Genomic DNA, 17,069 nt, shown 5'->3' on the forward strand with positions numbered 1-17,069 from the left:
TATAAGGATAATATTTGAGAGTAGCTGTTGAGTGTAAGTCCCCGCTTTTACAAAAATCACTTGAAGTTTTTTTATCAAAGCATCTTAGCTCTCTAAAAAATTGTGATATTGTTGTTCGAGATGTACGAGTTCTTGATGACGAGAAATCTTTTTTTATAGCTAGTTCAGGGGAGTGTAACCTTATAAAACCTTTTTCAAAATCTCAGCTAATACTCGCTCTTGAGAGACGATATAAAGAGATGAACAAAGGAAATCTTCACTATCTGAATAAAATATATCAAGAGGATGAAGATGATGATGAAGTTCAAAGTATGGGCTTTGATATCTTAGAGAAACGAATAGAGGCTCTAACAAAAGAGTATCAAGACAATATTTTAAGAGCTGTGAGAGCGTTTTATGAAAAGTAACTTTATAACAAAGAAAATTATTGCTGGAAAGTTTAAAAATAAAACTATAAAATTACCTCCTAAAACAACAACAAGAAGCTCAAAAGCGATAGTTTTAGAATCTTTCTTTAATACAATTCAATTTGAAATCATAGATTCAACTTTTGTTGAGCTATTCTCAGGAAGCGGTTCAATTGGGCTTGAGGCACTTAGTCGTGGTGCTGCTAAGATAATCTTTATGGAGAAAAACAGTGAAGCTCTTAAGGTGCTGCGAGAAAATATAGCTCAAATGGATCCATCTTCATGTGAAGTTTACAGCGGAGATACATTTTCAAATATCTCAACTGTTGTAAAAAATCTTCAGAAGAGAAATCTAAAAGCATATTTTTATATTGACCCGCCTTTTAGCACTAGAGAAGGGATGGAAGAGATATACGATAAAACAGTCTCACTTATCGCAACTTTGCCAAAAGAGTGTGTAAAACTTATCATCATAGAACATATGAGCACGCTTGTCATACCAGATGAAATAGGCTCTTTTAGTGTACAAAAAGTCAAAAAATTTGGAAACACTACTCTCTCATATCTACAAAGTGAGTAAAGTGGAATAACATTTGCTGTATATCCCCATATTTAAGGATATACGATGAAAAAAATTCTATTTTTATTTACGCTTTTACTACTTACGCATACAACGTTGTTTGGTGCTAAGATTAGTGACGTAGCTAGTATTGTCGGAGTAAGAGATAATCACCTCATAGGCTACTCTTTAGTTGTAGGTCTTCAAAAAACTGGGGATGGAACAACTTCAAAATTTACACTTCAGTCAATCGCAAACATGCTAAAAGCTATGAATATTGACATGGAATCAGCTGATATAAAATCAAAAAATGTTGCAGCTGTTGTTGTAACCGCAGAACTTGCACCATTTGCAAGACAAGGCGATAAGATAAATATCACAGTATCTTCAATCGGTGATGCAAAATCACTTGAGGGCGGAACACTCCTTATGACTCCCCTAAAAGGTGTTGATGGAAAAATCTACGCACTTGCACAAGGTGCCGTAAGTATCGGCGGAAGAAATGCAAAAGGTGCTGGAGATTCTCATCCTACTGCTGGACTTATTTATGATGGCGGGTTGGTTGAGAGAGAAATTAGTATAGACCTTTACAATCAAGAGTATGTAACACTCTCGCTCAAAGATGCAAACTTTCAAAATAGTGTATCAATTCAAAAAACTCTAAATAGCCACTACTCAACAGAGGTTGCAGTAGCTATGGACTCTAGAACGGTTAAGCTAAAAAAACCATCAAACAAAACTATGATAGAGTTTTTAGCAGAAGTTCAAGAAGTTGATATGGACTATAGTATCAAAGATAGAATAGTTATAAACGAGAGAACAGGAACAATTGTCTCTGGCGTTGGTATACATATAAAACCTATAATAATGACTCATGGCGATATAACAATCAAAATCACAGAACAAAATAGCCCAAGCAAACCAGCAGGTTCAATGGTTGTAGATGAAAATATGGTAATAGGGCTTAATGAAAATGAGCTATATACAAAAGAGGGTACTACAACCGTTGCAAATCTTGTTCGCTCTCTTCAGAAGCTTGGAGCTACGCCAAAAGATATTATCTCAATCTTAGAAGCTATGAAGAGTGCTGGTAGCATCTCTGCTGAGCTAAAGTTGATATGATGCAAGGAATAAACTCTATAGATATGCAATCGGTGTTGGTATCACAACAGCATCAGATTCCAAAAATTGATCCAAAAGCTGAAAATAAAGAGTTAAGAGAGCAGACTGACGCGTTTGAGTCTGTTATATTGAAGATGATGATGGATAATGCGATGCAAGATGAAAAAAACATCTTCTCAGATGAAAATGATCCAGGTGATAAAATATACAAATCTATGTATAGAGAAGAGTTAGCAAAAGCAAGTGCTGGTGGATTTGGGTTTTCTCAAATGCTATACGATTTTTTAAGCCAAAAGTAGTAAATACATTAAATTTTTTCTTTATTATGTCGATATAGTTGAACATAATTATCGCGAAAAGCGAAAGAAAAAGGAGGATAAAAAATGATTTCACAGTTAAATAGTGCAAACATCCGCACTGCTTATGCTAACAATTTCGGTGAGGCTAAAGAAACTTCACAAAAAGGTGCTCTAAGTGTCTCAAAGCAAGGAGATACTAGCAAAGTAGAAGAGATAAAAGAAGCTATCGCTTCTGGTGAATATAAAATAAATCTACAAACTCTCTCAGAGAAGATTGCTCAAGAGTTGTTGTAGGTTTTTTAAACATACAAAAAGGATTAGACTATGCTTTCTTATCATTTACAAAGTGCTCTGAGCGACCTCAGAGATTTAATTAAAATTACTGAATCAGATGTAGAAGATATAAAAGTCGCAAACCATAATCCACAGTTTGATAGATTAAAATTAAAAGAGGAGAAGCTTAAGAGCTTTGAGTCAAAAAAAGCTATGATTGACCATGAGATAGCTTCTCTTATAAGTACAAATCCAGCTACTGAATTAACACAACTTTTAAATGAAGAGCAACATGCGCATCTTGCAGAGCTAAAAGTAGAGCTTCAAAATCTTAGAGAAGCAAACAAGCGTTATGCGAAGCTTGTTTTAGCAGTTAGCAATCTTTATAATACTTTTTTAGAAAGACTTGTCCCAACAGAGATGCAAGGCTACAACAGAGTTGCTTCAAAAGATTCAACAATTTTAAAAGTGAGAGTGTAAGATGGGTGCTTCTATATTTAACACATTAAATATCGGATATAGTGGACTTAGTGCCGCTCAAGCAGGAGTAAATACCACAAGCCATAATATAACAAATGCAGAGAGCGAAGGATACACAAGACAAAGAGTAGTTACTGCGGCATCAACTCCTATGTATATGGCTCCTGGCAATATTGGCAATGGCACTGACATCGTAGACATTGCTAGAATATTTGATAATTTTGTATATGATAGATATACAGGCATTTCAGCGGATAAAGAGTATTCAGATTTTACAAAAACTACATTAGAGACGCTTTCAACATATTTTCCAGAGATTGATGGTGTTGGTATAAAGTCTGACTTGCAAGAGTACTATAACATGTGGCAGACATTTGCAGATAACCCAGATAATGATGCTATAAAATTATCTTTAGCTAAACAGGCTGAAGCCCTCTCTGGTAGTATAGTATCTACTCAAGATAAAATTTATGATCTTCAGTCAAATCTAAATACACAGCTCAAAGTAAATGTAGATGAAGTAAATCTACTTGCAAAAGAGTTAGCACAAATAAATATTTCAATAGAAGTTGCTGAAGCTGGAGATACATTTACTGCAAACGATTTAAGAGATAAAAGAAATTCTATAGAGCTTAGTCTTGCAAAACTTATAGGAGCTGATTCGATAAGTGGGCAAATAAACTCAAATATCTCAATTGATAGCTCGTCAAATGAAAAGAGCGGAAGTTATACTTTAAATGTAAATGGATTCAATATTGTTGATGGCGGGACTTATCATCCGATTCATGTCTCAAGTGATCAAAATTCAAATGGCTTTTATGAGCTCTCATACGAGAGACAAGATGGCGTGTTGATTCCAATGGATGAGAAGATTCCAGGGGGCAGAATAGGCGCTATCCTTGACCTTAGAGGCGATAAAATTGAAACAAACTCATCAGGTACACCATCAAACGGAACTTTGCAAAAGGTTATAGATGAGCTTAATGCTTTTGCCACAACGCTAATTGAATCTACAAACAATCTTTATGCTTCTAGTGCTACAACAAGCATGAACTCAAATGATTTAAGTATAAACCCGACTTTAGCTCTTGTAGACTCATCTCTAAATATAAATGATGGGTCGTTTGATATTGTAATTTATGATATAGATGGAAATGAGAGCGCAAGAAAAACAATTACAATAAATAATATGACAACTATGACAGGTGCCTCAGGTTCAAACTCAATAGAGGCACAGATAGCAGCACAAAGCGATGATAACGCAGACTCAAATGCAACTAATGATATAGATGATTATATACAGTTTAACTGGGCGAATTATGCAGGAGGAGGAAGTGCTTTAGAGTTGATAATGGGTTCTAATTATGCAGCAAAAGGGTACACATTCTCAATAGAAGACAATCTTAAGACAGAGCAATTTGATTCTGGTTCAAATTTTGCAGGAGCTCTTGGACTTAGTAGATTTTTTGATGGGGAGAGTGCCAAAAATATAGATTTAAATAACGATCTAAAAAATAATCCAACAAAAATAACAGCTGGAAAAACACCATCATCTGGAGATAACGCACTCGCTTTAAATATGATTCAACAACAATTTGAAGTTTACTCTTTTGAAGTTGGAAATATGAGTTATGAATCAACAATTTATGGGATGTTTGATGTAGTTGCGACAGAAGTCGGGGTGAGAACTAACGAAGCAATTTTAAATAATCAGACAATAATAGCGCAGTTTAACGCAACTGAACTAGAGTACTCTTCTATCTCAAAAGTAAGCATAGATGAGGAGTTGACAAATCTTATCAAGTATCAAACTTCATACGGTGCTGCTTCAAAAATTATAACAACAATAGATCAGATGATGCAAACGCTTCTTGGAATTAAGCAGTAACTCTAAGATGCCAAGGTTTAGTATTTTTATACTTCTGTCTGTTTTTGTATTCTCTTTTTTTGGTTCATTTTTTTATGGAGTAGATGCTTATGTACTTGATAGCAACGCTATTTTAGTTCCTCCATCTTTTGAGCATATATTAGGTACAGATAGGCTCGGTAGAGATATCTTAGCAAGATTGATGCAAGGTGGACAAACATCTCTTAGCATAGGAGTTGGAAGTGCCTTTATAGCCTCACTTATAGGGCTTTTGCTCGGTTCTATGGCTGGATATTTTAGAGGGGGCGTTGATAAAGGTTTTATCATTTTAGTTGACCTCTTTTTAACATTTCCTACTTTTTTTCTTCTTCTCGCACTTGTGAGTTATGTAAACGCATCATCATGGGTTTTAATTGTGATTATTTCCATTACTGGATGGATGACAACAGCAAGACTTATCCGCTCAGAGAGCTTCGGGATAACTTCACAGCCATACATTAAGATACTAAATATCGCAAAAGTTGGAAGATTAAAAATACTCTTTAAATATTATGCACCGCTTTTAGCTCCAATATATTTTGTCAGTTTTACTTTTGGCGTAGGAGGAGCGATACTTGCAGAGTCAGGACTAAGTTTTTTAGGACTTGGCATAGTAGCCCCTCAAATGAGTTGGGGAACAATTTTAAGTAGCGGAAAAGATGTTGTGGAGATTGCATGGTGGGTTAGTTTTTTCCCTGGTCTTATGATATTTTTGGTTACGTTTTCTCTTATAAATATCTCGAATTATCTACAACAACTAACAAATAAAAAAGAGATAAAATAGTTTTAAAAATAGCAAAATATCCTTTATTTAAAACCAATTTAATAAAGGATATAATTCTTTTAATTAAAGCAAGTGGATAAATAATATGATATTAATGATTGATAATTATGATAGTTTTACGTACAACATCGTTCAATACTGCAGAGAGTTAGGTGCTGATTTGAAGATAATACGAAACGACGAGATGAGTGTTGAAGAGATAGAAGCGCTAAAGCCAGAAAAAATCATCATCTCCCCTGGACCTGCAACACCAGATGATGCTGGGGTTACTCTGAAAGTTATAGAGCATTTTAAAGATAAAGTGCCTATTTTAGGTATATGTCTAGGGCATCAAAGTATTGCTCAAGTTTTTGGTGCAAAAGTTGTACGTGCTAAAAATATGATGCATGGTAAAACTTCCAAGATAATAAGAACACAAGAGTGTGCTATATTTAAAGATATTCCTCAGGAGTTTATAGCAACTAGGTATCACTCTTTGATTGTGGACAAAGAGTCTATCCCAAATAGTGTTGAACCTACCGCATACAGCCAAGACGATAATGAAGTAATGGCTCTAAAAATAAAAGATAAAGAGATATACGGTGTTCAATTTCACCCAGAGTCTATTATGAGCGAGTACGGGCATGAGATGATAGGAAATTTTTTAAAGTTATGAGCATAAGGCTTGCCCTATTCCTAATTTTAACGCTAGACACGTTATTATTGATTTTTCAAATAGGCGAGTTATCCATATCTTATAACGAAACGCTTCTTTTAAATGGTAATTTCTCATTTTTACAATCTCTTATAAAAACTTCATTTTATTTTTTTGGACAAAATGATTTTGCTCTTAGATTGCCTATGATTGCCCTTCATATTTTAAGTGCTATATTGGTTTATATAATCTCAAAAAAATATTTAAAACTTCAGAGAAATAGGCTTTGGCTAGTTCTTGTTTTTATTTTTCTACCAGGTGTTATGAGTGCTGGAATCATAGTAAACGATGCTGGATTTATACTATTTGCGCTTCTTCTTTTCGTATATTTTTATGAAAGATTATCTCCTCGTTATATTTATATACTTTTGATTTTTTATATGCTTATTGATGGCAATTTTGTTTACCTTTTTATCGCGCTTACTGCTTTTGCAATATATATAAAAAATAGAAACTTTTTTATTTTAAACCTATTTCTTGTCATAGGCTCATTATTGATCTATGGAATTGATATGCATGGTTCTCCAAGAGGTTATTTTCTAGAGTCTCTGGGTATTTATGCTGCGATTTTTACCCCGATAATTTTTGTATATCTTTTTTATATTTTATATAGAAGATATTTAACGAAAGATATTGACATTTTGTGGTTTATAGCTACTGTGACACTTGTTTTTTCACTTATTTTATCTTTTAGACAACGTATAGCAATAGAGTATTTTGCACCTTATATTATTTTAGCCCTTCCTCTTGTAGCACAGACGTTTGAACACTCATATAGAGTGCGATTAAACATCTTCAGAAAAAACTATAAGTTAATATTTTTAGTATCATTGACATTGCTATTTATTAACAGTTCAGTAGTTTTTTTCAATAAATATCTATATCTTCTAATAGAAGAACCAAGAAAACATTTTTCATATAATATGCATGTAGCTAAAGAGCTCTCAAAAGAGCTTAAAGAAAGAGAAATTTATTGTGTTGACACAAGCACAAAAATGGCTAAAAGATTAGAGTTCTATGGTGTAACTAAATGCAACAACAATATACTTCAAGAAAATTATCTTGGAGAATCGTTATCAGACAATGTAACAATTAGTTACAAAAATAGAGTGGTTTATTCTGCAAACGTTACAAAAATCAACACAAATTAAATCTATAAAGCAGTTATTCCTCTTAAATGGCATGAGATTAATCAACATGTGATACTATTTTGGAAATATTAAAAACAGGGAGTTGCAATGGCTCAAAAGGCGATTAGAGAATTTGACGCAAAGTCAATTTTGGCTAAGCATTGGGATAAATATTTTCCAAATTTTTCTTATGCATATGAAACAATTATGGTTCAAAATGGATCAGAACTTAAAAAAGCTGCAAAAGAGAAGACATGGTTAAAAGATAAAGCATTAGTTGCTAAACCAGATATGCTATTTGGTAAAAGAGGAAAAAATGGTTTAGTTCTTTTTAGAGATTCTAAACCAGGAGATGTATCTTTACCTAAAGCATCATCATGGATAGATGAAAAATCAGGCGAAAAACAGTCGGTATATTTTTCATTTAACGGTGACACTCCTAGTGGCGAAGCAAAAAATGATATGTTGACTCACTTTATCGTTGAGCCTTTTACTCCACACTCTCAAGAAGAAGAGTACTATATCTCTGCTACATGTGTTGGCGATGATGATGTTTTATACATGTCAGCTGAAGGTGGAATGGAAGTTGAAGAAAATTGGGACAAAGTAACAGAAGTAGCATTCCCAATTACTGCAACAGAAGAGGAGATTGAGAAAAAAATCAAATCTAGCATACCAAAAGATGTAGCTGCTAAAGATAAAGAAGCTTTTGCAGAGTTTGCAATAGGTTTTTTCAAAGCATATAGAGAGTTAAATTTTGCATACTTAGAGATTAATCCGTTTGTTCTTCAAGGTAAAAAAGTTGAGTTGCTTGATATGGTTGCAAAACTTGATGATACTGCTGGATTTATGATGAGAGAAGAGTGGGGCGATGTAGATTTCCCAACTTCTTTTGGTATGGAAGAGAAATCTCCTGAAGTTTTAGCTATTGAAGATGCTGATAGTAAATCAGGCGCTTCACTAAAGCTTACTATCTTAAAACCAGAAGCAAGAGTTTGGACTATGGTTGCGGGTGGTGGTGCTTCAGTTGTTTATGCTGATACTATTGCTGATTTGGCTGGTATTGAAGACCTTGCTAACTATGGTGAGTACTCTGGTGGACCAACAACTAGTGAGACAAAATTTTATGCTGAGACTATTTTAGATCTTATGACAAGAACTAAAGATGTTAAAGGTAGAGATAAAGTTTTAATTATTGGTGGTGCTATCGCAAACTTTACTGATGTTGCTAAAACATTTACAGGTATTATTCAAGCATTTGAGATATATGCTGATAAAATGAAAGAAGTTGGCATTAAAATTTACGTTAGACGCGGTGGGCCTAATTTTGAAAAAGGTTTAAAAGATATTAAAGCAGCAGCAGACAGATTAGGTCTTTATATAGAAGTTTATGGTCCTGAGACGCATGTGACAGATATCGTGCGTATGGCACTAACAAAGTAAGGAAAAGAGATGGCACAATTATACACTAGAGATACACAAGCAATTTTTTGGAATAACAACGCAAGTGCTATTCAAAGAATGCTAGATTATGACTATACAATTAAAAGAACTAAGCCTTCAGTAGCAGCGATAGTGGCTCCAACAAGTGGCTCAAAATTTGAGAAGTTTTTTTATGGTCCAGATGAGATTATGATTCCACTTTATAGAAATACAACAGAAGCAAAAGCTGCACAGCCTCAGGCTGATGTTCTTTTAAATTTTGCCTCTTTTAGAACAGCTTATGATGTAACTATGGAAGCACTTGAAATCGGTGGTTTTACATCTATTATGGTTACTGCTGAAGGTATTCCAGAGAGACTAGCTCGTAAAATGAATGCAACTGCAAGAGAGAAAAATGTAACTATTATTGGACCAGCAACAGTTGGTGCTATAGCTCCTGGTGCATTTAAAATTGCAAATATTGGCGGAACTATTGAAAATATTGTTCAGTCAAAACTTCACCGTGCTGGTTCATGTGGACTTGTAACTCGTTCTGGCGGATTATTTAATGAGCTTTCAAACATCATCGCAATTAATGCTGATGGTATTGCTGAGGGTGTTGCAATCGGTGGAGATAGATTTGTAGGATCTGTTTTTATAGATAATCTTCTTAGAATGGAAGCTAATCCTGAAGTAAAATATATGTTACTTTTAGGCGAAGTTGGTGGAACTGAAGAGTACAAAGTTATCGAAGCTGTAAAAAGTGGAAAAATTAAAAAGCCAATTATTGCTTGGTGTATAGGTACAATCGCTAAGTATTATGACAGCGGTGTTCAGTTTGGTCATGCTGGTGCATCTGCAAACGGAGATATGGAAACAGCTGAATTCAAAAACAAAGCAATGAAAGAAGTCGGTATTCATGTTCCAGCGTCTTTTAATGATTTACCAGAAATTATAAGTGCTGTTTATCATGAGCTTCATGCAGAAGGAATCGTAAAAGACATCCAAGAGCCTGCTATGAATGTATGTCCAAGCGTTAGAAAATCAAAACAATTTATCTGTACGATTTCAGATGACAGAGGCGATGAGGCTCACTACTGTGGCTATCCAATCAGTTCTGTTGCAACTCCTGATACAGGATTTACTATCGGTGACGTTATGAGTATTCTTTGGTTTAAAAAACGTTATCCAAGATGGGCAGTTGACTTTTTAGAAACAGTTCTGAAAACAGTTGCAGATCATGGTCCAGCAGTTTCAGGAGCTCATAATGCTAAGGTTACAGCAAGAGCAGGAAAAGATGTTATCAGTTCACTGATTTCAGGACTTCTTACAATTGGACCTCGTTTTGGCGGTGCAATTGACGATGCTGCTAAATACTTTAAGTATGCAAAAGATAACGACATGACTCCAACTGACTTCTTAAATCATATGAAAAAAGAGGGAATCCCTATTCCAGGTATCGGACATAGAATTAAATCTCTTAAAAATCCAGATTTACGCGTAGAGGGATTGAAGAAATATGCAAAAGCAAATTTCCCTTCAACTCCGCTTCTTGATTATGCTTTAACAGTTGAACAATTAACAACATCTAAGAAAGAGAATCTTATCTTAAACGTTGATGGAACAATCGGTATCCTAATGGTAGATATGTGGAGAGCACTTGGATATCAAGATGATGAGATTGATGTATTTATCAACGCAGGCGCACTAAACGCATTCTTTATCTTAGGTAGAAGTATCGGCTTTATCGGACATATTTTAGATGAAAAACGTCTTGGAATGCCAATGTATAGACACCCAATGGATGATATCTTATATGATGTTAAAAAAGCGGAAAACCTATAGTCATATAATTTTATACCCAAAGAGCCTTCTCTTTGGGCATAGCTCCCACAGCTTTAATAAAGCCTCCTTATAACTCTTTACTCTTTTTACATCTTTTTTGCTATACTTACCTACAAATATATTTATTGGATTATCTATGAAAAAAGCTTTTACTATGATGGAGTTGATTTTTGTCATTATTGTAATTGGTATATTAGCTGCAGTTGCTATTCCAAGAACGGGCTCAAATAAGCTTCAAGAAGCTGCGACGCAAGTGCTCTCTCATATAAGATATACACAGCACTTAGCGATGGTGGATGATAAGTTTGATAGTAATGATCCTACATGGTATAGAGAAAGATGGCAAATAAGATTTAGACGCAATGGTGGGACAAGCGGATACGTAATTTTCTCTGATTCTGTCAACACGCAAGGAAATGTAAATAATGGCGAAAGGGCAATCGATCCTTTGACTAAAGAAGGAATAGATGGATTCTTAGACTATAAAGAAGCAGATTTAACAAGAAGCTATAGTGTTGTCGGAGATAACACTGGAATAGTTCAGAGTTGCTTTAGTGCTGATGGCAGTTTAGTTACAGCAAATAGAGGTGTATTTTCATTTGACCATCTTGGACGACCTTACTCTGGCGTTAGTAATTCTGCATCAGTAACACAGTATTTAATTCTCGGAAATTGTGATTTAACGCTTAGAGACACTAGTGGTGCAACAGTTGTTATAAGAGTCCATCCAGAGACAGGCTATGCTTGTATATTGGATGCTGGTGGTAATTGTCTATAAGTTTGCACAAATCCCCTCCAAACTTAAGCCCCCTCTAAGCAATCCTTACCTATAATTCCCATCCACAAACACAGAGACCTAAAGTTTAGGTATCTAGGCTTCAAGTAGAGGCTTATAACGGTAGTTTGAGATCATTGAAAACTAAGCAAGTAAATAGACTTTAATAACTAAAACTAGTTATTATTTAAGTCGAGTAAGTTTACTTATAAAAACTAAATAACAACAACCGTCTATTCTATTTATACCCAACTGGGTATCTATAGTAATAGATACTTTACAAAGTCCACATATATTTATATAAGTGGCAACAAAGCCAATGAATTTTAATTCTTGGGCAAAGATTAAACAAACCAATTATGGAGAGTTTGATCCTGGCTCAGAGTGAACGCTGGCGGCGTGCTTAACACATGCAAGTCGAACGGTAACAGGAACTAGCTTGCTAGTTTGCTGACGAGTGGCGCACGGGTGAGTAATATATAGTTAATGTACCCCAAAGACTGGGATAGCCACTGGAAACGGTGATTAATACTAGATACACCTCTTTAACATAAGTTAGAGAGGGAAATGTCTTTTCGCTTTGGGATCAGACTATATCCTATCAGTTAGTTGGTGAGGTAATGGCTCACCAAGGCAATGACGGGTAGCGGGTTTGAGAGGATGATCCGCCACACTGGTACTGAGACACGGACCAGACTCCTACGGGAGGCAGCAGTGAGGAATATTGCACAATGGAGGAAACTCTGATGCAGCAACGCCGCGTGGAGGATGACGCATTTCGGTGTGTAAACTCCTTTTATATGTCAAGAAAATGACGGTAGCATATGAATAAGCACCGGCTAACTCCGTGCCAGCAGCCGCGGTAATACGGAGGGTGCAAGCGTTACTCGGAATCACTGGGCGTAAAGGACGCGTAGGCGGGTTGTCAAGTCAGGTGTGAAATCCTACAGCTTAACTGTAGAACTGCACTTGAAACTGGCAACCTAGAGTATGGGAGGGGGAGATGGAATTAGTGGTGTAGGGGTAAAATCCGTAGATATCACTAGGAATACCTAAAGCGAAGGCGATCTCCTGGAACATTACTGACGCTAAGGCGTGAAAGCGTGGGGAGCAAACAGGATTAGATACCCTGGTAGTCCACGCCCTAAACGATGAACACTAGTCGTCGCCCTGCTTGTCAGGGCGGTGATGCACTTAACAGATTAAGTGTTCCGCCTGGGGAGTACGGTCGCAAGATTAAAACTCAAAGGAATAGACGGGGACCCGCACAAGTGGTGGAGCATGTGGTTTAATTCGAAGATACGCGAAAAACCTTACCTGGCCTTGACATTGATAGAATCCAGCAGAGATGCAGGAGTGCCCTTCGGGGAGCTTGAAAACAGGTGCTGCACGGCTGTCGTCAGCTCGTGTCGTGAGATGTTGGGTTAAGTCCCGCAACGAGCGCAACCCTCGTCCTTAGTTGCCAGCAGGTTAAGCTGGGCACTCTAGGGAGACTGCCTTCGCAAGAAGGAGGAAGGTGAGGACGACGTCAAGTCATCATGGCCCTTACGGCCAGGGCTACACACGTGCTACAATGGGGCGTACAGAGTGTTGCAATACCGCGAGGTGGAGCCAATCACTTAAAGCGTCTCTCAGTTCGGATTGTTCTCTGCAACTCGAGAGCATGAAGCTGGAATCACTAGTAATCGTAGATCAGCATTGCTACGGTGAATACGTTCCCGGGTCTTGTACTCACCGCCCGTCACACCATGGGAGTTGATTTCACCCGAAATTGGGAAGCTAACCTTCGGGGGGCTACCACTTACGGTGGAATTAGCGACTGGGGTGAAGTCGTAACAAGGTAACCGTAGGAGAACCTGCGGTTGGATCACCTCCTTTCTAGAGTAGAGTCAATCATTCATTTGAATTGACATACAAGAAAATCTCACAAGAGAAACAGTTATTTTAGTCTTTTACTTGCTTAGTTTTCAGTGATCATTGTTCATTTGAAATTGAAAATGGGGAATTAGCTCAGCTGGGAGAGCGCCTGCCTTGCACGCAGGAGGTCAGCGGTTCGATCCCGCTATTCTCCACCATTTCTTAAAATAAAAACTAAATCCAAGTACTCAATAGAGTATTTAGATTTGGTTTTACACCAAAAAGTTCATTAAATTATTATTGTTAAAGTCAACATATAGTTATAAGAAGATAACTAGAGATTAAAAAGAGCAATCTTTACATTTCTGCAATCAATTATAAATATATCAACTAAATAACTACAATTAAACAGGATACTGCCCTACATTAAGTAAGGTAGTGAACGCAAATTAGAAAAAAAGATATTAAGGGCCATAGGTGGATGCCTTGGCTAGTAGAGGCGATGAAAGACGTACTAGGCTGCGATAAGCCTCGGGGAGCTGCCAAGAAGCTTTGATCCGGGGATTTCTGAATGGGGCAACCCAGCATGGTGCGAATCATGTTACCCTACGGGGAGCGAACTCAGGGAAGTGAAACATCTCAGTACCTGAAGGAAAAGAAATCAAACGAGATTCCCATAGTAGCGGCGAGCGAAACGGGATTAGGGCACTTAGTGATAATATATTTGTTAGCCGAACACTTTGGAAAGAGTGAGCATAGAGGGTGATACTCCTGTAGGCGAAAACATTTATATGGTACTAGACTAAGGAACGAGTAGGTCGGGACACGTGTTATCTTGACTGAATATGGGGGGACCACCCTCCAACCCTAAATACTACTACTAGACCGATAGCGAACAAGTACCGTGAGGGAAAGGTGAAAAGAACTGCGGTGAGCAGAGTGAAATAGAACCTGAAACCTATGGCTTACAATCATTCGGAGCACTATTATTTATAAGTGTGACGGACTGCCTTTTGCATAATGAGCCTGCGAGTTGTGGTATCTGGCAAGGTTAAGCGAACGCGAAGCCGTAGCGAAAGCGAGTCTTAATAGGGCGAATTAGTCAGATGCTGCAGACCCGAAACTGAGTGATCTATCCATGAGCAGGTTGAAGCTGGTGTAAGAGCCAGTGGAGGACCGAACCCATTGACGTTGAAAAGTCTCGGGATGACTTGTGGATAGGGGTGAAAGGCCAATCAAACTCAGTGATAGCTGGTTCTCTCCGAAATATATTTAGGTATAGCCTCGAGCAGTAGCATGAAGGGGTAGAGCACTGACAGGGCTAGGGCTGCTTACCGCGGTACCAAACCCTATCAAACTCCGAATACTTCATGTGTAACCTCGGGAGTCAGGCGGTGGGTGATAAAATCCGTCGTCAAGAGGGGAACAACCCAGACTAGCAGCTAAGGTCCCAAAGTCTTGTCTAAGTGGAAAAGGATGTGGAGTTGCTGTGACAACCAGGAGGTTGGCTTAGAAGCAGCCATCTTTTAAAGAAAGCGTAACAGCTCACTGGTCTAGCGATTCTGCGCCGAAAATATAACGGGGCTAAGACAAGCACCGAAGCTCTAGATGTGAATTTATTCACGTGGTAGGAGAGCGTTCCAGTCAGCGTAGAAGCCATACCGGCAAGGAGTGGTGGAGCGGCTGGAAGTGAGCATGCAGGCATGAGTAGCGATAAAAGGGATGAGAATTCCCTTCGCCGTAAACCCAAGGTTTCCTACGCGATGCTCGTCATCGTAGGGTTAGTCGGGACCTAAGTCGAGTCCGAGAGGGGTAGACGATGGCAAATCGGTTAATATTCCGATACCGACTGTTGTTCGCTTGAGTGATGGGGGGACGCATAGAGTTAATTGAGCTCACTGATGGAATAGTGGGTCGAAGGACGTAGGTTGTAAGGTAGGCAAATCCGCCTTACATTAGACCGAGATCTTACAGGCAGAGCAATCTCTTCGGAGAGCGCTTTGAATCAATGATACTGTCGTGCCGAGAAAAGCCTCTAAACGAGAACAACAGTTGCCCGTACCGTAAACCGACACAGGTGGGTGAGATGAGTATTCTAAGGCGCGTGGATGAACCCTGGTTAAGGAACTCTGCAAACTAGCACCGTATCTTCGGTATAAGGTGTGCCCTATTTGTTAATGGACTTGCTCCATAAAGCATTGACGGGTCGCAGCAAAGTGTCCCTCCCGACTGTTTACCAAAAACACAGCACTCTGCTAACTCGTAAGAGGATGTATAGGGTGTGACGCCTGCCCGGTGCTTGAATGTTAAATGGATTTGTTAGCTCTGCGAAGCATTGAAATGAAGCACAAGTAAACGGCGGCCGTAACTATAACGGTCCTAAGGTAGCGAAATTCCTTGTCGGTTAAATACCGACCTGCATGAATGGCGTAACGAGATGGGAGCTGTCTCAACCAGGGATCCAGTGAAATTGTAGTGGAGGTGAAAATTCCTCCTACCCGCGGAAAGACGGAAAGACCCCGTGCACCTTTACTATAGCTTGACATTGCTATTGGGATATTCATGTGCAGGATAGGTGGGAGCCATTGATGATATGACGCTAGTTGTATCGGAGGCATCCTTGAGATACCACCCCTGAATATTCTGATAGCTAACTCCGTACGATTATCTCGTGCGAGGACAATGTCTGGTGGGTAGTTTGACTGGGGCGGTCGCCTCCTAAAAAGTAACGGAGGCTTACAAAGTTCGGCTCAGAGGGGTTGGAAATCCCTCGTAGAGTATAATGGCACAAGCCGGACTGACTGTAAGAGATACAACTCAAACAGAGTCGAAAGACGGTCATAGTGATCCGGTGGTTCTGTGTGGAAGGGCCATCGCTCAAAGGATAAAAGGTACGCCGGGGATAACAGGCTGATCTCCCCCAAGAGCTCACATCGACGGGGAGGTTTGGCACCTCGATGTCGGCTCATCGCATCCTGGGGCTGAAGCAGGTCCCAAGGGTATGGCTGTTCGCCATTTAAAGCGGTACGCGAGCTGGGTTCAGAACGTCGTGAGACAGTTCGGTCCCTATCTTCCGTGGGCGTAGGAACGTTGAGGAGAGCTGACCCTAGTACGAGAGGACCGGGTTGGACATGCCACTGGTGCACCAGTTGTTCTGCCAAGAGCATCGCTGGGTAGCTACGCATGGATGAGATAACCGCTGAAAGCATCTAAGCGGGAAGCCAACTCCAAGATGAACGTTCCCTGAAGTACGCTTGAAGACTACAAGCTTGATAGGCTGGATGTGTACGCAGAGTAATCTGTTTAGCTGACCAGTACTAATAGTACGTTTGTCTTTTTTTAAAGTTCTTTAAATAGAACACAATTCGTTCACTACCTTACTTAGTGTATAGGTACCTGATGTAGTTATTTAGTTGTGTTGACTTTAACAATGATACTTTATGCATTAATTGCATAAAACTCACTCTAACTCAAGAACAATTACTTTTAAGTACACAAAACAGTGTATTTAAATGT

The 17,069-nt window shown here is 38.3% G+C and carries 13 protein-coding genes, 1 tRNA gene and 2 rRNA genes; all 16 read left to right on the plus strand.

All coding sequences use genetic code 11. From position 1 onward, the window contains the following. Positions 1 to 14 precede the first annotated feature (14 nt). The 16 genes from AC6H33_RS02660 to AC6H33_RS02735 all read left to right on the plus strand — a co-directional run bounded on the left by AC6H33_RS02660 (position 15) and on the right by AC6H33_RS02735 (position 16,895). Entirely contained in the window at positions 15 to 407 is a 393-nt protein-coding gene (locus AC6H33_RS02660) for a hypothetical protein (RefSeq protein WP_497605428.1), read from the plus strand. Continuing rightward, complete coding sequence (gene rsmD / locus AC6H33_RS02665; protein WP_497605429.1) at positions 397 to 987, plus strand: 16S rRNA (guanine(966)-N(2))-methyltransferase RsmD; 591 nt, start codon at positions 397 to 399, stop codon at positions 985 to 987. Before AC6H33_RS02660 ends, rsmD begins: the two co-directional genes overlap by 11 nt. Positions 988 to 1,032: 45 nt before the next feature. Next, positions 1,033 to 2,088 carry a flagellar basal body P-ring protein FlgI gene (locus tag AC6H33_RS02670; RefSeq protein WP_497605430.1) on the plus strand — a complete coding sequence of 352 codons (1,056 nt, stop codon included), beginning with the start codon at positions 1,033 to 1,035 and terminating at the stop codon, positions 2,086 to 2,088. After that, positions 2,088 to 2,387 (plus strand): rod-binding protein, encoded by a 300-nt coding sequence (locus tag AC6H33_RS02675; RefSeq protein WP_497605431.1) that lies wholly within the window; start codon positions 2,088 to 2,090, stop codon positions 2,385 to 2,387. Before AC6H33_RS02670 ends, AC6H33_RS02675 begins: the two co-directional genes overlap by 1 nt. Before the next feature lie 84 nt (positions 2,388 to 2,471). Then, positions 2,472 to 2,681 carry a flagellar biosynthesis anti-sigma factor FlgM gene (locus AC6H33_RS02680; protein ID WP_497605432.1) on the plus strand — a complete coding sequence of 70 codons (210 nt, stop codon included), beginning with the start codon at positions 2,472 to 2,474 and terminating at the stop codon, positions 2,679 to 2,681. 30 nt (positions 2,682 to 2,711) lie between these two features. Beyond that, a complete protein-coding gene (locus AC6H33_RS02685) occupies positions 2,712 to 3,140 on the plus strand; it encodes a hypothetical protein (RefSeq protein WP_497605433.1) in 429 nt (142 codons plus the stop codon). A gap of 1 nt (position 3,141) precedes the next feature. After that, positions 3,142 to 5,028, plus strand: a complete 1,887-nt coding sequence (gene flgK, locus AC6H33_RS02690; RefSeq protein ID WP_497605434.1) for a flagellar hook-associated protein FlgK — start codon at positions 3,142 to 3,144, stop codon at positions 5,026 to 5,028. 7 nt (positions 5,029 to 5,035) lie between these two features. Then, complete coding sequence (locus tag AC6H33_RS02695) at positions 5,036 to 5,830, plus strand: ABC transporter permease (protein ID WP_497605435.1); 795 nt, start codon at positions 5,036 to 5,038, stop codon at positions 5,828 to 5,830. Positions 5,831 to 5,915: 85 nt separating this feature from the next. Then, complete coding sequence (locus AC6H33_RS02700) at positions 5,916 to 6,485, plus strand: anthranilate synthase component II (protein WP_497605436.1); 570 nt, start codon at positions 5,916 to 5,918, stop codon at positions 6,483 to 6,485. Next, entirely contained in the window at positions 6,482 to 7,675 is a 1,194-nt protein-coding gene (locus AC6H33_RS02705) for an ArnT family glycosyltransferase (protein WP_497605437.1), read from the plus strand. The genes AC6H33_RS02700 and AC6H33_RS02705 overlap by 4 nt, the downstream gene beginning before the upstream one ends. An 87-nt stretch (positions 7,676 to 7,762) precedes the next feature. Beyond that, entirely contained in the window at positions 7,763 to 9,097 is a 1,335-nt protein-coding gene (locus AC6H33_RS02710; RefSeq protein ID WP_497605438.1) for an ATP citrate lyase citrate-binding domain-containing protein, read from the plus strand. A 9-nt stretch (positions 9,098 to 9,106) separates the two neighbouring features. Next, a complete protein-coding gene (locus tag AC6H33_RS02715) occupies positions 9,107 to 10,921 on the plus strand; it encodes a citrate/2-methylcitrate synthase (RefSeq protein ID WP_497605439.1) in 1,815 nt (604 codons plus the stop codon). A gap of 136 nt (positions 10,922 to 11,057) precedes the next feature. Next, positions 11,058 to 11,699, plus strand: a complete 642-nt coding sequence (locus tag AC6H33_RS02720; RefSeq protein ID WP_497605440.1) for a pilus assembly FimT family protein — start codon at positions 11,058 to 11,060, stop codon at positions 11,697 to 11,699. Positions 11,700 to 12,052: 353 nt separating this feature from the next. Then, a 16S ribosomal RNA gene (locus tag AC6H33_RS02725) occupies positions 12,053 to 13,574 on the plus strand. Positions 13,575 to 13,695: 121 nt separating this feature from the next. After that, positions 13,696 to 13,771: transfer RNA gene (locus AC6H33_RS02730), tRNA-Ala, on the plus strand. A gap of 236 nt (positions 13,772 to 14,007) precedes the next feature. After that, positions 14,008 to 16,895, plus strand: a 23S ribosomal RNA gene (locus AC6H33_RS02735). The 16S and 23S rRNA genes sit together here with 1 tRNA gene alongside, the layout of an rRNA operon. Positions 16,896 to 17,069 lie beyond the last annotated feature (174 nt).

The organism is Sulfurimonas limnophila (genome assembly GCF_059705345.1).